15 protein-coding genes and 1 riboswitch are annotated in these 18,941 nt (G+C 51.5%); of the genes, 9 read left to right on the plus strand and 6 right to left on the minus strand.

Features of this window, described 5'->3' with window-relative positions; all coding sequences use genetic code 11:
- Positions 1–18: 18 nt before the first annotated feature.
- Positions 19–1,416, plus strand: coding sequence for a dihydrolipoyl dehydrogenase (lpdA, locus tag CFX1CAM_RS01160; protein ID WP_087861248.1), 1,398 nt, complete (start codon positions 19–21; stop codon positions 1,414–1,416).
- Between the two features lie 264 nt (positions 1,417–1,680).
- Here lpdA and CFX1CAM_RS01165 read toward each other — a convergent pair whose 3' ends face one another.
- On the minus strand, positions 1,681–4,254 hold the full coding sequence (locus CFX1CAM_RS01165; protein ID WP_087861249.1) for an AAA family ATPase: 2,574 nt from the start codon (positions 4,252–4,254) through the stop codon (positions 1,681–1,683).
- 418 nt (positions 4,255–4,672) lie between these two features.
- A riboswitch (FMN riboswitch) is annotated at positions 4,673–4,823 on the plus strand.
- A gap of 54 nt (positions 4,824–4,877) precedes the next feature.
- On the opposite strand from CFX1CAM_RS01165, the gene CFX1CAM_RS01170 reads away from it, so the two are divergent.
- From CFX1CAM_RS01170 to CFX1CAM_RS01180, 3 genes are read left to right on the plus strand one after another with little or no spacing between them, the layout of a single operon-like run.
- Positions 4,878–5,687 (plus strand): ABC transporter permease, encoded by an 810-nt coding sequence (locus CFX1CAM_RS01170; protein WP_087861250.1) that lies wholly within the window; start codon positions 4,878–4,880, stop codon positions 5,685–5,687.
- A 30-nt stretch (positions 5,688–5,717) separates the two neighbouring features.
- Positions 5,718–6,743: an ABC transporter substrate-binding protein gene (locus CFX1CAM_RS01175; protein ID WP_087861251.1), complete on the plus strand. Its 1,026-nt coding sequence runs from the start codon at positions 5,718–5,720 to the stop codon at positions 6,741–6,743.
- A complete protein-coding gene (locus tag CFX1CAM_RS01180; protein ID WP_087861252.1) occupies positions 6,727–7,497 on the plus strand; it encodes an ABC transporter ATP-binding protein in 771 nt (256 codons plus the stop codon). The genes CFX1CAM_RS01175 and CFX1CAM_RS01180 overlap by 17 nt, the downstream gene beginning before the upstream one ends.
- Before the next feature lie 2 nt (positions 7,498–7,499).
- On the opposite strand, the gene CFX1CAM_RS01185 is transcribed toward CFX1CAM_RS01180, so the two are convergent.
- Entirely contained in the window at positions 7,500–8,693 is a 1,194-nt protein-coding gene (locus tag CFX1CAM_RS01185) for an MFS transporter (protein ID WP_087861253.1), read from the minus strand.
- Positions 8,694–8,911: 218 nt separating this feature from the next.
- On the opposite strand from CFX1CAM_RS01185, the gene CFX1CAM_RS01190 reads away from it, so the two are divergent.
- From CFX1CAM_RS01190 to CFX1CAM_RS01215, 5 genes are all read left to right on the plus strand, one after another.
- Positions 8,912–9,862 carry a DNA-methyltransferase gene (locus tag CFX1CAM_RS01190; RefSeq protein WP_087861254.1) on the plus strand — a complete coding sequence of 317 codons (951 nt, stop codon included), beginning with the start codon at positions 8,912–8,914 and terminating at the stop codon, positions 9,860–9,862.
- A 2-nt stretch (positions 9,863–9,864) separates the two neighbouring features.
- Positions 9,865–10,419, plus strand: a complete 555-nt coding sequence (locus CFX1CAM_RS01195; RefSeq protein WP_087861255.1) for a BglII/BstYI family type II restriction endonuclease — start codon at positions 9,865–9,867, stop codon at positions 10,417–10,419.
- A gap of 61 nt (positions 10,420–10,480) precedes the next feature.
- Complete coding sequence (locus tag CFX1CAM_RS01200) at positions 10,481–11,494, plus strand: sugar phosphate nucleotidyltransferase (protein WP_087861256.1); 1,014 nt, start codon at positions 10,481–10,483, stop codon at positions 11,492–11,494.
- Between the two features lie 263 nt (positions 11,495–11,757).
- Positions 11,758–12,918, plus strand: coding sequence for a pyridoxal phosphate-dependent aminotransferase (locus CFX1CAM_RS01210; RefSeq protein WP_087861258.1), 1,161 nt, complete (start codon positions 11,758–11,760; stop codon positions 12,916–12,918).
- 198 nt (positions 12,919–13,116) lie between these two features.
- Positions 13,117–15,480, plus strand: coding sequence for a transglutaminase TgpA family protein (locus CFX1CAM_RS01215; RefSeq protein ID WP_087861259.1), 2,364 nt, complete (start codon positions 13,117–13,119; stop codon positions 15,478–15,480).
- A 24-nt stretch (positions 15,481–15,504) separates the two neighbouring features.
- Here the strand turns inward: CFX1CAM_RS01215 and CFX1CAM_RS01220 are convergent, their stop codons facing one another.
- From CFX1CAM_RS01220 to CFX1CAM_RS01235, 4 genes are all read right to left on the minus strand, one after another.
- A complete protein-coding gene (locus tag CFX1CAM_RS01220) occupies positions 15,505–16,530 on the minus strand; it encodes a carbohydrate kinase family protein (protein WP_087861260.1) in 1,026 nt (341 codons plus the stop codon).
- A gap of 103 nt (positions 16,531–16,633) precedes the next feature.
- The gene (locus tag CFX1CAM_RS01225; protein WP_087861261.1) at positions 16,634–16,858 is read right to left on the minus strand and encodes a hypothetical protein; all 225 of its coding nucleotides are present in this window, start codon (positions 16,856–16,858) and stop codon (positions 16,634–16,636) included.
- A gap of 85 nt (positions 16,859–16,943) precedes the next feature.
- Entirely contained in the window at positions 16,944–17,558 is a 615-nt protein-coding gene (locus tag CFX1CAM_RS01230; protein WP_087861262.1) for a histidine phosphatase family protein, read from the minus strand.
- Position 17,559: 1 nt separating this feature from the next.
- On the minus strand, positions 17,560–18,921 hold the full coding sequence (locus tag CFX1CAM_RS01235) for an AAA family ATPase (RefSeq protein WP_087861263.1): 1,362 nt from the start codon (positions 18,919–18,921) through the stop codon (positions 17,560–17,562).
- Between the last annotated feature and the right edge of the window lie 20 nt (positions 18,922–18,941).

Consider the following 18,941-nt stretch of genomic DNA (forward strand, 5'->3'; position numbering starts at 1 on the left):
AGAAAGGAACCCTATTAGATGAAAGAATACGATGTGATTGTAATTGGTGCCGGACCCGGCGGGTATGTCGCAGCCATCCGCAGTGCCCAATTGGGCAAGAAAACTGCGTTGATTGAAAAACGCTTCCTTGGTGGTGTGTGTTTAAATGTCGGCTGTATCCCTTCAAAAGCCTTGCTTAAAAATGCCGAGATTGCGTATACCCTGCGAGAACGCGGCAAGGAATTTGGGTTCAAGCTCGATAACCTTGAGCTGGATTACAGCGTAGCGCATAACCGCAGCCGTAAAACTTCTGAGCGGCTGGTGCGCGGCATCAACTTTTTGATGAAAAAGAATAACATCGATGTACTGATGGGCGCCGCGAAACTGATTACAAAGGACACCGTAGAAGTAACCCCGTCGGAAGGCGAGTCCGAAACCCTAAAAGCTAAGGACATCATTATCGCCACCGGTGCACACCCCTTCAGCATCCCGGGTGTGGAAGTGGACGGCGAAAAGGTCGTTGATTACGAGGTCGCCATCCTGCGAGACACACTGCCAGAATCAGCGGTGATTATCGGCGGCGGCGCTATCGGTGTGGAGTTTGCCACCATCTGGAGCGCCTACGGTGTCCGGGTGACGATCGTCGAGATGCTTGATACGCTCCTGCCGCTTGAAGACCCGGCGGTGGGTAAGGAGATCGAAAAAGCCTATAAAAAGCGCGGCATAAAGGTGATGACCGGCTCTAAAGTGAAGGGTGTCAAAACCAACACGAAGGGCACCTCCGTTACCGTAGAAACCGGCGACGGCGATGAAGTTATCGAAGCAGATCTGACCCTGGTCGCAATCGGGTTCAAGCCCAACAGCCAGGGCTTGGGTTTGGAAGACGTGGGGGTCAGGCTCAGCCCGCGCGGTCACATCGAGGTCGATGAGCGCATGGCCACCAATGTGGAGGGCATCTGGGCAATTGGCGATGTAACCGGCAAACTCCTGCTGGCGCATGTGGCTTCTGCGATGGGAATCGTCGCTGCAGAAAACATCGCCGGTGTTGAGACCGTGACTCTGGATTATGACATGATGCCCCGCGCCACCTATTGTTCCCCACAGACGGCCTCCTTTGGGTACACCGAGGACCAGGCTAAGGAAAAAGGCTACGATGTCGCGGTTGGCGAGTTCCCCTTCCAGGCCAGCGGTAAGGCGCTCGGATTGGGCGATTATACCGGCTTTGTGAAGATCGTCAGCGACAAGAAGTACGGCGAAATCCTCGGCGCACACATGGTCGGCCCGGACGTATCGGAACTGCTGCCCGAACTGACCCTGGCGCAGCGCTTTGAGCTGACCACCCACGAGATTGCCCGCAATGTGCATGCGCACCCCACCCTGAGTGAGGCGATCATGGAGGCGGCAGCGGGCGCCCAGGATGAGGCGATACATATTTGATGTTTATGGATTAAAATATCAATAACAGGCGGACCACAATCCCCACCATAGCGCCCGTGTCATCACAGCACGGGCGTTATGGATTAATGATCCTCTTTGGCACGCGGTTGGTTGTGGGATCACGTGCGGGCGGCGCGATTGTCATCGGATTTTGGTAGCCGCTAATGCAATATCCATTTCCTGGGGATTTCCGATTGCATTTATGCGACGCGTGTTGAGGAAACTGAAGGGCTCTTTCTTGACAGTCATCTCAAGCTGCGCGACCTAAACCACCTGCAATTGGGACCCCAATGGCGTCTTTTCTACCTCAATGCGGGTGGAGAAGGCATCCTTGAGCTCATCCAGGTGGGTGATGACCAGAATCTTCTCAAAATCTTCCTGCACCAGGTTGATGGCTTCCACCAGGAGCTGCCGACCCTGGGCGTCCTGGCTGCCAAAGCCCTCATCGATCACCAGGGTCTGCAAACGCGCGCCTGCCCGACGGGCTAACATCTGGGAAAGAGCCACCCGGATGGCAAAGTTAACCCGAAACGCCTCTCCTCCCGAGTACATTTCATAATCTCGCTGACCAACACCATCGCTGATGACCATGTCCAACGTTTCTTTGAGGTCTTCCCGGCTGGCATCTTTGTATTCGCGCTGGGTGACGAAATTAAAGGACATGCGCCCATGGCTCAAGCGTGAGAGCAGGGTGTTGGTCGCGGTTTCAATCTCGGGCAGGGCTTGCTCGATCAATAACGCGGGGATGCCATCCTTACCAAAGGCACGCTCGAGTTGTTTGAGGTCTGCGATCTGCTGGGACAGCCCTTCCCGCTCTTCCAGCATGGCGGATTTGCGCTGTTTGAGGCTTTCTAAAGCGACCACGTTTTGCGTTGCCCCACCCACATCCTGGCGGAGTTGATTTTCCTGCTCCTGAATATCATACAATGCGGTTTCAGCCTGGCGCAAATCGGGCATAGCAGCTTGTGCGGCTGAATACTGGATGGCTGCCTCGTCATGGGTGGATGTCATTTCCCTCAGGTTTTCTTCCAGATTGACCAATTGGTTCTCTATGCTGGCAATTTCCCGTTCGATCGGAGCCAGGGCAGCTCGGGCTGTTTCCAGGCGGTGGAGTTGTTCCTGCGCGTCCCGACCGGCGTTTTCAGCCTGACGCAATTTTTCGTGTGCTTCCAGGTCGTAACCCAGGGCTTTTAGCTCGGCGTCAATCTCAGCCAGGCGGGTGCGCGCCTCCAGGGCGAAGGCACCGGTTTCAAGCGCTGTGCGAATCTCCGCCAGCCGTGGTGCCCCATTTTTTTCCCAGGCTTGCTGCTGCGCAGTTAAATTTGCAATTTGGAGTTCAAGCTGGTCTGCCTGCCGGGTGGCCTCACGCAGATTGACCTCCACGTTGTTCAGGTCGGCCAGCTTTGCACCGATGCGGCTCAACTTTTCCTCGACGTTTTCTAATAACTTCTTATTGGCACGATAGCGATCCCCCAATCCCAGTCCGTCTTGTTGCAGATTTTCAATCAGGTTCTTCCGGTCGTCAGTGTTGAGGGGACCGCCGCATAGCGGGCATTCCACACCCTCGGCGGCTTGCAATTGCTGAATACGCGCTTGAAGCTCGTTCATCTCCTCCCTCAGGCGAGGGTTTTCGGCTTTGGCTTCAGCCTGTTGCGTTTGCAAATGTGCTGCCTCTGCTTGCAGCAATCCGCGCTCTTCCAGTTTTTGATTCGCAATGGCAATTTTTTCCCTTGAGGTGCTCAACTGCTGGGTCAAGGTTTCCAGTTCATTAAGACTTTCCAACAGGGTGGTGTGCTGCTGTGTCAGACCTGCCAGAGCCTCTCTCAGGCGGGCTTCCTCCGCCTGGACGATGCCCAAGGGCTCCTGCCGCAGGGATTCACGCTGCCTGAACTGGATTGCCACGGCTTCCATAGCTTCCAGGGCATGGTAAGTTGACTGCCAATCCTGGTAAGCCTTTTCGATGGCTGGGGCAGAACTCAACACTTTGGCGTAACTCAATTTCTCCTCGCGGCGTGTAGATAAAGTCTCCAGGACTTGACCCCGGTTGCGGGTGATGATATCGATTTGAATTTGATAGGCAGCCAGCATTCGGGATTGCTCATCCAGGGCAGCGAGCATGCTGCGGATATTTTCCAGGATGGATGCCCGTTCCTGACGTTGCTTGGATACGTCTGCCAGCCGGGCTTTCAGGGTTTTCAAACGTTCAATGCGCTGTGGTTCTTCGTCAAGTTCGCTTTGGATCTCGCTCAGGCGACCTTCCAGGGATTTGACGGTTTTTTCAAAATCACGACGTTTCTGGCTGGCAGCATCCCGGTAGGTTTCCCATATTTCGAGCCCTAATATATTGTTGAGAATTCGTTTTCGATCAGCCGGTCTGGCGCTGGCAAACTGGTCTGCTTTGCCCTGCAAGAAAAAAGAGGCGTTGGTGAAGGTGTCAAAATCCATCCGCAAGGTTGATTCGATTTTTGCATTTGTCTCGCGCAGGGTGTGCTCGGTGAGGGATTTCCAGTATCGGTCTTCTCCCGCATCTGCCTCGATGAAAAAATCCACCGTTGTGGGCTTGCCGCGCGGGTTGATACGCTGCACCCGGTAGCGAGCGCCCTCAAAGTCAAAATCGAATATCACCACAGCAGCCTTCACCGAGGGGTGATTGTTGATGATGGATTCATCGCGTTTTCGCGCCTGTCCAAACAAAGCCCAGGTCATCGCGTCCAGCAGGGCAGACTTGCCTGCCCCATTGGCGCCTGAGATGCATGCCAGGTTGAAACTTGTGAAATCCAGTTCAACCGCTTCTCGGTAAGACAGAAAACCTTCAATGCGTAATTTTACAGGAATCATCTGATAAACCTATTTTCACCCAGAATGGATATTTTGCATGTTGTAGGAACCTTTCAGGCACTGCAATCCCCAGGTTTGAGCTGATTATCGCTCAGACAAACCGGCATGCATTCCTTGATCGTACTGGAAGATTCATTTTCGTATTTTACGATAGCTCGTAGAGAGAGGCAAGTTGTGCCAGTGCGGGGATAAAAAAGATGTCGAAAAACAAGTTGTGTTGAAAAATTGATTTATGAAGGGACACAATTATTTTTAGTAAATTCGATTTTAACAAATATTATATCAATTTGTAGGGGTAGACCTACGGGTCTGCCCAACCCGAAGAGTGCTTTGCCCAGGGCAACTACGGCTCAATACCCTCGTTAAAATTATTTGACAATGGTCACCCCAGTGGATATACTTCTACCAGATATTAACCGATAACCTTCGGGGCAGGGTGCGGGTCTGGTGACCTAATTCCCGATCGGTGGTAATCCCGAAAAAGGGAGAGCCCACGAGCGCCATCCTGGGCGCATGAACCGGTGAGAAGCCGGTGCCGGCGGTGACAGTCCGAATGAGAGAAGGTCGGTGCATCCACCTGGATGATTGTCCACGCCCCGTAATCATGAATCGGGGTTTTTTTAATGAAGAGCGACACAGGAAAAGCATACACTCCCCAATCGAATGGCCTGTTTTCGCGCCTGTTTTACCTGGCAGCATCCCTGCTGATTGGCGTCTTGCTCTGGCATGCTGCGACCCTGGTGTTTGGCTTGCCAGCGTTCATCCTGCCCGGTCCAGGACAGGTTTGGCGGCGTTTTTTACAGTCTCTGACGGAGGGTCAGTTGCAACAGCATGCCCTGACGACCCTGTTCGAGGTTTTAGCCGGGCTGCTCATTGGCGGCCTGGCGGCGACCAGTTTGGGGTACCTGTTAGCCAAATCGGCTCTTTTGGAGAAATTACTCTCTCCCTACCTGGTCGCCAGCCAATCCCTGCCGGTGGTTGCAATTGCGCCGCTGTTAATCATCTGGTTTGGACCGGGGATTTTTTCAAAGATCCTTATTTGCAGCCTGACCGTATTCTTCCCGATTTTGATCAACACCGTCGTCGGCTTGCGAGAAGTGCCTAACGATCTGCGCGACCTGATGCGCACTTTAAAAGCCAGCTCAACCCAAACCCTGTGGAAATTAGAGGTTCCCGCAGCACTGCCGATTTACATGGGCGGTTTGCGCGTTGGCGCCACCCTGTCTGTGATTGGCGCGGTCGTCGGCGAACTGGTCGGCTCGGATCGCGGCCTGGGGTTCCTGATCAACATCGGGCGCGGTCAATATGACACTGCGCTGGTATTTGTGGCAATTTTCACCCTGGTGTTTATAGCCGTGGCTCTTTACGGCCTGGTTTTATTGATAGAAAGGCAATTCTTGTCGTGGCAATCCTGGCGCCAGAATGCCCGATGACCCAAAACACGATTGAAGGAGCGAGCTCTTATGAAAAAAAAACCTGCACTGATTCTGACTGCCCTGCTGTTTATTTTACTGTTCCTAGTGTTTATGTCTTATTACGGGCCCCGAATCAATCAAATGCTGGCTAAAATACGGGCTCAAGCACCCGAGCAATCCGGACCTGTTCCAGTGCGATTAACCCTGGGGTACATTCCGAACATTCAATTTGCGCCAATTTACGTCGCGATTGACAGGGGTTATTTTTTGGATGCAGGTTTTGATGTGCAACTGGAATACGGCAACGAAGCGGATGCGGTCGCCCTGATTGGTGCAGGTGAGCAAACCTTCGCCATTGCCAGCGGTGAGCAGATCCTGCTGGCGCGTGCCCAAGGTCTACCGGTGACCTACGTCGCTGCCTGGTACAACGAATACCCGGTCGGTGTGGTCTCACTGACCGATTACCGCATTCGGGTGCCTGAAAATTTGCGCGGGGTTAAGATTGGCCTGCCCGGTCTATACGGTGCCAGTTATATTGGTTTGATTGCCATGCTGGAGGCTGGCGGAATGACCGAGGACGATGTTAACCTGATATCGATCGGTTTCAACCAGGTAGAGGCGATTGTCAGCGGGCAGGTGGAATCGGCAGTGATTTATCTCGCGAATGAACCCGTGGTGCTGCGGTCTCAGGGATATGCAGTGGACGTGGTGCGCGTGGCGGATTACATGCAACTCGTTTCCAACGGTTTGGTGACCAACGAAGCGACGATCAAGAAGAATCCTGAGATGGTGAAAGCTTTTATCGGCGCGATGCTGCAGGGGATTGCAGATACGGTTGAAAATCCAATTGCTGCCTTCGAGATCAGTAAAAAATACGTTGAAAACCTCGCCGATGCGGATACGGATCTGCAACGGCAGATACTGGGCGAGTCAATTGTCTTATGGCAGACCGAGCGCCTGGGGTACACCGATCCGGTAGGATGGATCAACATGCAGACGGTACTGCTAAAAATGGGTTTATTGACCGAGACCCAGGACCTGGAAAAGGCATTTACGAATGAATTCCTCCCCTGAAGCAGCGCTGAGCGTCCACAACCTGGACGTGATCTTCCGAGATGCCAGCGGTGTGGTGCATGCCCTGCATGATCTGACCTTCAGCCTGCCGCCCAACGGATTTCTTTCGTTGATCGGGCCCTCTGGATGCGGCAAGAGCACCCTGTTAAGGGTTTTAGCCGGGCTGGTGCCGCCCACTGCCGGCGAAGTGCGTTATAGCACCGACCAACCCAAAATTGGCATGGTGTTTCAAAAAGCAAACCTGATGCCCTGGCGAAGGGTGTTGGAAAATATCAGCCTGCCCCTGGAATTAAAGGGGCTGCCCAGGAAAACAATCCTGGATCGAGTTCATGAAGTGATCCATCAGGTGGGGCTGGAAGGCTTTGAACGCGCCTACCCGCGTGACCTCTCGGGTGGGATGGCGCAGCGTGTGGCGATTGGGCGTTCGTTGATCCAGGACCCCGATATTCTATTGCTGGATGAACCCTTTGGTGCTCTGGATGCGCTGACCCGCGAGCGGATGGGGGATGAATTGCAGCATATCTGGCATGCGCACAAAAAAACCGTGGTTTTAGTGACCCATTCAATCCCTGAAGCGGTGTATCTTTCTGACCAGGTCCTGGCGCTCTCCTCACGACCGGGCAGCATCGTCCTCGATATGCCGGTCGACTTGCCCCGGCCGCGTACATCGGAAATACGTTATTCAGAATCCTTCAGTAAGTTGACGCATAAACTGCGCGATACGCTTCAAGAAGCCAACACCATGAGTGCGTGATGTCATTCGGCAGTCTTGATTGATGCGCGCTGAAATCTGAGCAGAATGATGATGCCCAGCCCCATCAGCGAGGCTCCAAACACAACCAGAATCATCGCAAATCCACCAAAACGATCAAACGCCTGGCCCAAGGATAATGGCAGGACCATCATCCCCAGGCTCGAACCCAGGTAGAGCAACCCCGTAACTCGACCGGTCATGTTCACCAGGGTTTTAGCATACGATAAAAGCGTAGGGAACAAGACCGAGGTTGCCAACCCCACCCCGGCTGAGCCAATCCACATCATCACCGGGCGGGTCGGCCAAATCAGAAGAAGTATGACCACCAGGGTCAATAAGGAGAAATTGAACAGGACTATCGTACCGGGTGCAACCTTTTTTGAGATCGGGATGGCGATCAGCCGACCCAGGGACAGGCTGGCCCAAAATAGCGCGGTGATCTGTGATGCCGTCGCGATGTCTGCAATCCCTGATTCAGAGACATAACTAAAAATCCATCCGCTAAAGCCAATTTGAACCCCTACAGCAAAAAAGATAGCCAGTATCAACAAGAGTATGATTCCCACATGATGCACTTTTTCTGGGCTTGCGGTATTAGCCGCTGCCAGGTTTTCAGGTGAAGGGGAGCTGACCAACCCCAGTAATCCCGGTATAAACAGCAACATCAATGCCCAGATAGCCCAGCTCAGATTGCCGCCAGTCCATCCCAGGACGGTCGTAATGATCAGCGGTGTAAAAAATGCGCCGACGCCAAAAATAAAATGCAAGGCATTTAAATAAGACCCCACACCTGATTGAAAAATCCATACCATGTTCAAGTTTGTGCCCACATCGACCGCTCCAACGCCCAGGCCGAAAAAGAACAGCACGATCAACAGGGCAGAGAACCAGGGCATCAACGGGATCAGAAAACCGGTCAGTATCATCACCAACAAAAACAGGGTCATCAGGCGATGGGTTCTAACCCGGTCAAATAACCAGCCTCCGCTCAGCGAGCCGATCAGATATCCCAGGTTCTGTGCAGTAAAGGCGAAACCCATCTGACCCAGGGAAATGCTGACCTGGTCTGCTAAAAAAGGCAGCAGTGGGCCGAGCATGGAAAGGCCGATCCCCACCGAGATGTATACAACAGCGTAAATCAGAAATCGTCTTGCATTAAGTGAGCCAGGGTTTGAAAATAGTGCAAATTTTTTCACTTCAACACCTCGTAGTGCCTCAATTTTGGTAACTCAGTAATGTTATCATCAAAGTCCAACTTCGCAACCCGTTTCCGATGGATTAACTCCGAGCAGCGCATTCCTGAAAACGAGTTACCATATGGAAGTGACCCTTTATAAAAATAACCAAAAACACAATTGTTATCATCCTAAGTTATAATAAATTTACTAGACCAATGGTGGCAAGGCATTAAATTATGATCAAGAAATCTGACAAATTTGATACAAGCGCAGATATTGTTTACTTTAATGGTGATGTTAACGATTTACTGGTCGAAATCCCAAATGAATTTGTTCAACTTGTTGTGACATCGCCTCCTTACAACCTGGGTAAGGAGTATGAAGAAAAGACTGATATTGATATTTACCTCAAACAACAAGAGAAAATAATTACACAATGTGTACGAGTCCTTAAATCAACAGGAAGCATTTGTTGGCAAGTTGGTAATTATGTCGGAAATGGCGAGATTATTCCGCTTGATATTATCTTGTTTCCAATTTTTTCTAATCTGGGTTTACATTTGCGTAATCGTATCGTTTGGCATTATGGGCACGGACTGCATGCAACAAAACGGTTTTCCGGACGATATGAAGTCATCCTTTGGTTTACAAAAACTGATCAATTTGTTTTCAATCTTGATTCAGTACGTGTGCCACAAAAATATCCACAAAAAAAACATTTTAAAGGACCCAAAAAGGGCCAGTTGTCCGGCAACCCCCTAGGAAAGAATCCGTCAGATGTTTGGGATATTCCAAATGTAAAATCTAATCATGTTGAAAAAACGACACATCCGTGCCAATTTCCAATCGAGCTTATTGAACGCCTGGTATTGTCGATGACAAACGAAAATGATTGGGTATTTGATCCTTTTATGGGTGTTGCCTCCACAGCAGTAGCCAGTTTATTACATCGTCGAAAAGTCATTGGTGCAGAAATTGTTGAAGACTATGTGAATATTGGATGGGAAAGAATTCGACTCGCTGAAGAAGGCAATTTGCGGATCAGACCTATGAATCGACCCGTGTATAACCCCGATAGTCCCGACTCTTATGTTCCTCCAAAACAAGTAGCTCTTGATTCAAGCTATTCAAAAACGCAATTACAGCTTTTTGAAAAGGCAAAATTAAAACACAAAAAGGATCTGTGACAATGAAAATCGTTTATGAATACTCCCATTTAGGCGGATCGGAAATATTACAGGTCAGATATCCGGAAATAAACTCTGAAATTGATCAAGTAATTTCTAATGTTTCAGCGTTGAGATTGAAAAAGAGCAAAGAAAAAACCATGGCTGGGAAAATGCTCTTCTCCCCTACAGATATGAACAGTCAGTTTAAGAAACAATTTCATGATAACGGCTTTAGGGAAATTCGAGATTATTACACTATTGAGATTCCAAATCATTGTGTGAGAATATCAAGAGCTTATAAACAAATTGATTTTGTTAAACAAAAAGTTCTCGTTGAAGTTCAATTCGGCAAATATGCTTTTATGTTTTATGATATGGCAAAATTTCAATACTTCTTCAATGAAAACAAAGCAGATGTTGGCGTTGAAATTGTTCCCTGTTATTATTTACAGCGAGAAATGTCGTCAGGCGTTTCCTATGGTGAACAATTGATTTATGATATTGAACGGTTAAAAAGACATTTCCCAGCTGTCCCAGTTAAAGTAATTTTGATCGATGTCGAAAATGAAAAATAGTTCACCCGGGTTACCATTTAAGAAAATGTAAAGCAATTTTGTAATTATTAAAGGAATTCTTATGCCTCGTCCTTTAAAAATTGTAATCCCCATGGCCGGCTATGGCACTCGCCTGCGCCCGCTGACCTGGAGCAAGCCCAAGCCGTTAGTTCCCCTGGCGGGGAAAACCGTCCTGGACTACCTAGTAGACATGTTTCACAGCGTCTCGAACTTTGAACAGGCTGAATTTGTGTTCATCCTCGGGCCGACAATGGGCGAACAGATACAGGAATACACATCCTGGCACTACCCGAACTTAAAGGTCCACTATCCCATCCAACCAGAGATGATCGGTCAGTCCGATGCTTTCTGGCAGGCGCGAGAATTTTTGCACGGGTCGATGTTAATGGCCTTTTCCGACACCCTGATTGAGATCGACTTTTCTTTTCTGAAGGATGAACAGGCAGACGGCATCGCCTGGGTCAAGCCGGTGCCTGATCCGCGGCGCTTTGGCGTGGCAGAAGTTGACGAAAACGGCCGGGTCACCCGGTTGATCGAAAAGCCCCAATCGATGGACAACAACCTGGTGCTGGTCGGGTGTTATTATTTCCGTGAGGCTGAAGAACTGCTTTCAGCGATTAAAGCCCAGAAAGAACAGGACCTTTCTTTGCGGGGAGAATTCTACCTGGCAGATGCGATCAATATCCTGTTGGAGCGTGGGTTTAATATGCGCACAGAAATCGTGGATACCTGGCTGGATGCCGGCACAATCGCTGCCACCATCGAGACCAACCGCTATTTGATGGATCATGGTCGGGAAAATAGCGCAGCGTGGACTGACCTGGAAGACAGCCTGATCATCCCACCGGTTAACCTGCACCCTTCAGCGCAGATTCGCAAGTCGACCATCGGACCGTATGTTTCACTTGGAGAGGGAACGCTGGTTGAGAACAGCCTGATCGAGGATGCCATCATCGGATCTGAGACCGTGATCACCGACTGCAAGCTGGAGACCTCGTTGATCGGGGATCGGGTAACGATCAGCGGTGTGAGTGGCAAGTTCAACTTAGGAGATGACAGCCAGGTGCAGCGATGAAAGTTCAGGTGGAATCTTATGCAGGCAGCAGTCACCCCGAAACACCGCGCACCATAATCTGGGAAGGACAGCGCTATACCGTTCAAAAGGTTCTTGAACGTCGAAGAGAACCGCATGGACTCGGCTTTCTGGTACACTGTATACCGGGTGACCAAATATGCGATCTTTTTTATCTGATAGAAACAGGAGAATGGCAGATACACCCCCACGGGGCTGCCTTTATTGATCAACTATCTCAAGAAACAAGGAAATAAGGAGTTAATATGGCAAAACGATACTTATCCAGGACCGTTAAAGCATTGAAACCATCGGGAATCCGCAAGTTTTTTGATATCGCAGCAACGATGAAAGACGTCATCTCACTGGGGATCGGAGAACCGGATTTCACAACGCCACAACCGATTATCGATGCGGGGATTCACGCGCTACAGAAAGGTGAAACCCATTACACCTCCAACGCCGGCATCTTGCAACTGCGACAGGCGATCGCAGAAAACCTTGAACGGCTATACGGTGTCCGTTACGATCCTGTAAGTGAAATCATTATCACAGTGGGGGTGTCTGAGGCTCTTTACCTGACTTTCAGTGCTTTGCTGGATCCCGGCGATGAGGTGATTATCCCGACACCCTGCTTTGTGTCTTATCAGGCTGAAGTTGAATTAGCCGGAGGGGTTCCGGTTGAAGTCTATACCAATATGGAAGACGACTTCCAACCCGACCCGGCTTTGATTGCCAAGGCGATCACACCAAAAACGAAAGCCATCCTGCTGAGCTACCCCTGCAATCCCTCGGGCGCAGTCGCCAGCCGTGAAAGACTTTTGGCAATTGCAGACCTGGCAAAACAGCATGATTTACTGGTCGTCTCGGATGAGATCTATGACCGCCTGGTTTATGGAGTGGAACATGTCTGTTTCCCAGCACTGCCCGGAATGCAGGATCGGACCGTCCTTTTAGGTGGGTTCTCGAAAAGCTATGCCATGACGGGTTGGCGTGTTGGCTACGCCGCAGGACCCGCCGATGTTATCGGCGGGTTGGTACGCATTCATCAGTATTCGGTCATGTCTGCCCCAACGGTCTCGCAATACGCAGCAATTGAAGCGCTTAGAATTGGCGAACCCTACGTTCAGGAAATGTTGGCGGAATACGACCGCCGTCGAAAAATGATCCACGCTGGCATGAATGAACTCGGGTTGGATACCTTCGAACCGCATGGCGCCTTTTACGTCTTCCCCAATGTGATCAATACCGGGTTGGATGATGAAACCTTTGCTGAACGACTGCTGAAAGAAGAAGGCGTGGCGGTTGTACCAGGCTCTGCCTTTGGAGATGCCGGGGCTGGTTTTGTGCGTTGCTCCTATGCCACCAGTTACGAGAAGATCGAGCAAGCTCTTGAGAAAATTGACCGTTTTGTAAAAAAGCTTTAATCGCACAGCCCTGCGAAATAGGTTGTCTTGCCACTGCTGATCGTTGACGCAGAATATCAAATTAAGCCACTGAATTGACCGCACAGCTCCTGCGGGAAGATTGCGGTCTTTTAATTTTCTGAAAAGAAATTATCGCTCACAATTGAACACTTCGCTTTGATTGACGAAATAATTCAAACTGAATACACTTGAGTTATCATGATCAAGACCAGAAACACCCTATCCGAACGCTGGTGGGACATGTGGGTTGCGATTTTTGCCATGGGGGTGGTATTGATCGTCTCATGGCGCCTGTGGGTTACGGAATGGACCGGCGATCTTTATATCCTGGTGTTCCTGACTTTTTTTGCAGGGTTAACGGGTCTGGCTCTGGGTTACAGCAAGTTTTCTCCCCTGGTGGCAGCCCTGTTTTCCGCAGTTTACGGCACTTTCTGCATGGGGTGGTTGTTCGGAACGACGGTTGACCTTGATATCACCTGGCGCGAGCGCATCGTCAACCACCTGAGCTGGCGATTGCAGTTGTCCATTGAGCAATTTAACGCCAATCAAGCGGTTACGGACCCGATCCTATTTTTGGTGATCATGGCCGTCTTACTGTGGATCATGGCATCGATTGCTACCTTTATCATCGTCCGGCAAGGGTCGGTCTGGCCGGTTCTGATCCCCCTTGGGATTTCGATGCTGGTGGTCAGCCATTATGATCAAGACCTGGCGCGCAATACGCGCTTCTTGATGACCTTTATGTTCTTCACCCTGATCCTGGTTGGGCGGATTAATTTTTTAACCCGCCAAAAACAATGGAACCAGGAAGGCATCAGCACGACCCACGAAACCCACACTGTTCTCACCCGGGCTATGATCATCCTGGCATTGATCCTGGTGATCCTGGCGTGGCTGATTCCAATTACACCGCAACAAAGAACCCGTTATGCCGAATTGTGGCTCTCGTTAATCGAAACCTGGGAAGAGTTCAGAGGACGATTCGGCGATATTCTCGTGCTTGAAACAACGACGGATACGAAAACGATCACTTTTTTCGATGAAACCATGGCGTTGGGCAGCGGCACACCGGTCAGTGAAGGGGTTGTGTTCACCGTTGAAGTCACCCAGCCCCCACCGGCAGCGTATCGTAATTACTGGTACGCCCGCAGCTATGATTATTATGAAGATGGCAAATGGACATCCTCCCCCGGGGTCGTCAACACCATGCGCTATCCCGATGATTTTCAAATTTTGTTTCCTGACTGGGTGGGTGGAGTGCCTGCAGCATACAGCGTGACCTCCCAGGTTGGACAGGTCAATAATTTGTATGTGACGGGATTACCCACGCGGGTTGATCGCCCGGTGGAGGCGCTTACCCGCTGGATCTCGCCAACCGAAGAAGACCTGATTGCATTACTCGCCTCTCCCGAGCTGTATCTGGGTGAAACTTACCAGGTGGAGAGCCTGGTCAGGGTACCCACTGCCAGCCAACTGCGCCATTCTGAGACCGAATATCCAGACTGGCTGGCGCGCTATACCCAGTTGCCCGCTGATTTCTCACCCAGGATCGCCAGCCTGGCTGAAGACATCGTGAACATGGATGACCACCCCTACGATATGGCCGTTGCTATCACCCGCTATCTGCGCATCAATATTGAGTATGCGCGCACGATCCCGCCGGTTCCTGCAGGCGCCGACCCGATGGAATGGTTTTTGTTCGATCACCAGGCCGGGTTTTGTAATTACTATGCGGCTGCCCAGGTGTTAATGCTGCGTTCCCTGGGGATCCCGGCACGTTTTACGGTCGGCTATGCACCGGGTGAATATGATTTATTGACTCAAACTTATACCGTGCGCGAACTGGACAGCCACGCCTGGCCCGAGGTGTATTTTGTGGATTTCGGATGGGTGCCTTTTGAACCCACCGTTTCTCAGCCTGCCCTGGTGCTGCCGAGGGGTTCGGACCCGGGAAGCTCTGATTTTATCCCCCCGGAACGGGGTGAGACGCCCCTCATCGATGACGCTATCGATGAACCTATAGCTGAAATGGATGAATCGCCCCCGACCGACCTGGAAGAATACGAGGTGCTCCCACCACCTGTGGAAGGCAGCACCGTGGCCTGGATTTTGCTGATCGTCTTTCTGCTGGTGATGGTTTTAGCGGTGTTGATCTTGCAACGCCCCGATTTATTTAAAATCACCATCGATCCTTTGCCGGTGCTGTTAGAGCGCCTGTTATTGAAATGTGGAAAGACTGTGCCAGATTGGCTGCGTCGCTGGAGCGATCTGGCTCGCATGTCGCCCGCCCAGAAGGCTTATCGCCGTCTATGCCGCTCGCTTAAAATTCTCGGTCTACCATCAGACCCGTCACTGACGCCCGCAGAGCGCGCACAAATGCTGACCCGGCGCATTCCCCAGGCGTATCAACCTGCACTGGAGATTGTTGAGCAGTATCATTTGGACCAATTCAGCGACCATTTGATGATCCAGGGGCAGAGCACTGCGGCAGGATGGCAGGTGCTCAGAATGGCTCTCAAAACCAGGTTGAGAAATATTTTCACAAAACAATCCATACAGTAAAATCTGTTCTGGAAAATTCTTTGGCTAAATCAGCCTGACCAACTGACGCATCGCCTCCCGGCGCGCGTCGATTAATCCAGGCATCACATCCAGACCGAAAAATACACCGGTGCCCTCTATAACCACGGACGCAGCAACGCTGCCCATCAAAGCCGCTTCCATCGGGTCGTAATGTTCTCGATAACCGACCAGGAATCCGCCAGCAAAGGCGTCCCCGCTGCCCGTTGGGTCGACTGCGTTAGAGGGGTATTGAGGGATAACCCAACGCCGCTCGTTAACGCGATCCAGCAAGTAGTACCCAAGGCTTTCCGTCTGGATGATGATAAATTCAGGCCCTAAATCGGCCAAAACTTCGGACATTGCCCATAAATCCGTCTGGCGACCAAGGAAAAGATTACGTATCTCCGCTTCCGGCGTGATGAAGGCTGTAATTTCTGAAAGCAAGGGGGGCAACTCCTGCCAGAAGGCAGGGTCCATATAGTCCGGGCAGGAGGTCAGGGTGATGGTGCCCGCCTGGTGCTGGTGAAAAATCGAGGGCAGGATGATATGCGAAAGATAATCGATGGGGCAGATATGGATCGCACTGGCTTCTAAATAGTGCAGCGGTATGTCTGAAATCTGGATTGAAAACGGCTGCAATGTCGTGCGACGACTATGTAGAAGCCTGGGGGCTTGGTAGCCCAGCAGATTGCGAGGAAAGGGCAGGCCACGGTCTGAAAAATGCTGGATCGGATTCTGGTAATGGGCAGTGACCGCATCTTCGTGGGCGATGAACCGCCGGAGATCTATATCGCTATCGATGACCCTGATGCCAGATGGGTCAAAGCCCAGGGATGATATATCCGCGATCCAATCCAGGGGAAAATCCTGACCAACGCGCGCCAGCAGACCCGCTTTTTTTCCCCACAGCTTGAGCCCAATGGCAGCATAGGCTAAATTGCCGCCAAATCCATCAATTTGCGGTTCACCGGAAATTGGGATAATCGTATCCCGATTCAGGCGACCCGCGATTACGAAACGCAGGGGGTTATCCGGTAGTTCACTGGTCATTTCAGGTCTTCTGCGAGAATTTCCTTGAGTTTTTCGCGATCAGATTCAATATCCGGCACTTCCGTGGGGAATTGCAGATCCAATCCTTTGTGTGTTTCAACAATCACTGACGCAAGAGCCAGGTTACGGTACCTTGCCCGATGCTCTGCAAGACAATCAATAGCTGGCGCTTATTTTCTGCAAACAACAATTCTTGCAGGTCGATACGTTCTTTTCGAAATGTCTTCAGTTGTGCCTGACCCTCTTTTTTGCTGGTATCGTCGGTGTAGCGACTTTCAATTTTGCTTAAATCAACGCCGGTATTGGAGGGGATGCGACGATGGTCCACGGGTCAGACCTCCTTAAGCCTGATGAATTTTGGTTGATTATAACTTGTCTGAGTTCGAACAGGTGCCAATGCCGAGAACTGATATTTATTCCTGACCTGCAAAAAACCCTGCTAAAGCGTTGATTGGTCCTAGGGAAACCTTATCCTCTGCCAGGTTTAGCACCGTCACCGATGCGGTATCAATACGCAGGCGATGAAAGGCGTTCAGGGGCATCCCCAGGAAATGGGCGACAGCCAGGCGGATGGGATCGCAATGGCTGACACAGATGATCTTATCTGTATCCGCACAGGTTTGGCTGATGGACTGCAGGCTGTGGACGATGCGAGTCTGCGCAGCGACGAAACTCTCTCCACTTGGAAAGCTGAAACCATCCGGGAATTCCTGGACATCTCTCCACAATCGGTTTCGTCTGAGCTGTTTGAGCGATTTTGCCTGCCATGCCCCAAAATCGATTTCAATCAAACCGGGCTCGGTGATCACTGGCAGGTTATGGATACGAGCGATGGGTTCAGCGGTCTGTTGGGTGCGCTCCAGGGGGCTGGAAAACACGGCTTTTATGGGCAAAGCGGATAGTTCTGCAGCTAATTGCCTGGCCTGGGCGTGGCCCTGCTCATTCAGATGAACTCCCGGCAGCCTGCCGGCAAGTTTTTTGCCTACCATTTCGTTCTGACCGTGCCTGACCAGGTAGATTATTGCCATGTTATTCTTCCCCTGCCTCACGGGTCAAATCAGCCAGGGCTTTGGCTTGTGCCTCTCGCCAGCGGCGCAAACGTTCGCCAGCCTGAGCTTCATACCCCTGGTCAGAGGGCTCATAAAACACCCTTCCAACCAGGTTATCGGGCAAATACTGCTGGGGCGTCCAGTGACCCTGATGTTGGTGCGGGTAATCGTAGCCCTGACCATGCCCCAATCCCCTGGCGTCCCGGCTGGGGTCCATCAGGTGGACGGGTACCGATCCGGCGCCGTGCTCTTCAATCTCCTTGAGTGCACTGAAATAAGCCAGCGCAGAATTGGATTTTGGGGCGGTTGCCAGGTAAAGTGTGGCTTCTGTGATCGGAAAAATGCCTTCAGGTAAGCCGATGTACTCATAGGCTTGGGCTGCAGCGTTAGCCACCACCAGACCCATCGGGTCGGCAAGGCCAATGTCCTCCCCGGCCAGGATGATCAATCGCCGCAGGATGAAGCGAGGGTCTTCCCCAGCATAGAGCATTTTGGCCAGCCAGTACAGGGCGGCGTCGGGGTCTGACCCGCGGATGGACTTGATAAATGCTGAAATTGTATCGTAATGGGCGTCATCTCCCTTGTCATACAGTACGGCACGCTTCTGGATCGATTCCTGGGCGACGTCCAGGGTGATGGTAATGAGGTTGTTCTCGTCGGGCGGGGTGGTTTCTACAGCCAGCTCGAGGGCATTTAAAGCATTGCGTGCATCTCCTCCAGACATGCGGATCAGATGCTCGAGGGCGCCGGCTGAAAAGTCAACCCGGCGTTTTCCATACCCACGCTCCGGGTCTTTGAGGGCTCGCAATAATATCTGTTCGATGTCCTCTTCACCCAGGGATTTGATCTCAAAAACCCGCGAACGGGAAACCAGGGCTTTGATCACATCAAAATACGGGTTCTGGGTGGTGGCGCCGATCAGGGTCACCAGGCCGGTTTCCACGTGGGGCAGCAGCGCGTCTTGCTGTGATTTATTCCAGCGGTGGACCTCATCCACAAACAGGATGGTGCGCTGCTGGTAGAGTTTGCGCCGTTCGACTGCCCCGGCGATCACCTGGCGTAAGTCTGCCACGCCAGCCAGGACTGCTGAAAGGCTATCGAAATGCGCTCGGGTGATGTTGGAAATGACCCGCGCTAACGTGGTTTTGCCGGTACCGGGCGGACCGTAGAGAATGATGGACGAAAATAAGCGATCTGCCTGGATTGCTCGGCGCAATAAGCGACCTTCACCGATGATATGGTCCTGACCCAGGATTTCGTCCAGCGTCTGAGGTCGCATGCGGTCTGCCAGGGGAGCTTCGTGCGACAAACGTGTTTGCATGGCATGATCAAATAAGTCCATGGGCTGATTCTACCTTGCAA

The sequence above is a fragment of the Brevefilum fermentans genome (genome assembly GCF_900184705.1).
Classification (GTDB): Bacteria; Chloroflexota; Anaerolineae; order Anaerolineales; family Anaerolineaceae; genus Brevifilum; species Brevifilum fermentans.

Bases quoted from the DNA above. Each gene is read 5' to 3' on its own strand.
- CFX1CAM_RS01235 (WP_087861263.1), bottom strand. From the start codon at position 18,921: ATGGACTTATTTGATCATGCCATGCAAACACGTTTGTCGCACGAAGCT.
- CFX1CAM_RS01210 (WP_087861258.1), top strand. From the start codon at position 11,758: ATGGCAAAACGATACTTATCCAGGACCGTTAAAGCATTGAAACCATCG.
- CFX1CAM_RS01215 (WP_087861259.1), top strand. From the start codon at position 13,117: ATGATCAAGACCAGAAACACCCTATCCGAACGCTGGTGGGACATGTGG.
- CFX1CAM_RS01190 (WP_087861254.1), top strand. From the start codon at position 8,912: ATGATCAAGAAATCTGACAAATTTGATACAAGCGCAGATATTGTTTAC.
- lpdA (WP_087861248.1), top strand. From the start codon at position 19: ATGAAAGAATACGATGTGATTGTAATTGGTGCCGGACCCGGCGGGTAT.
- CFX1CAM_RS01180 (WP_087861252.1), top strand. From the start codon at position 6,727: ATGAATTCCTCCCCTGAAGCAGCGCTGAGCGTCCACAACCTGGACGTG.
- CFX1CAM_RS01200 (WP_087861256.1), top strand. From the start codon at position 10,481: ATGCCTCGTCCTTTAAAAATTGTAATCCCCATGGCCGGCTATGGCACT.
- CFX1CAM_RS01195 (WP_087861255.1), top strand. From the start codon at position 9,865: ATGAAAATCGTTTATGAATACTCCCATTTAGGCGGATCGGAAATATTA.
- CFX1CAM_RS01175 (WP_087861251.1), top strand. From the start codon at position 5,718: ATGAAAAAAAAACCTGCACTGATTCTGACTGCCCTGCTGTTTATTTTA.
- CFX1CAM_RS01170 (WP_087861250.1), top strand. From the start codon at position 4,878: ATGAAGAGCGACACAGGAAAAGCATACACTCCCCAATCGAATGGCCTG.
- CFX1CAM_RS01165 (WP_087861249.1), bottom strand. From the start codon at position 4,254: ATGATTCCTGTAAAATTACGCATTGAAGGTTTTCTGTCTTACCGAGAA.
- CFX1CAM_RS01230 (WP_087861262.1), bottom strand. From the start codon at position 17,558: ATGGCAATAATCTACCTGGTCAGGCACGGTCAGAACGAAATGGTAGGC.
- CFX1CAM_RS01220 (WP_087861260.1), bottom strand. From the start codon at position 16,530: ATGACCAGTGAACTACCGGATAACCCCCTGCGTTTCGTAATCGCGGGT.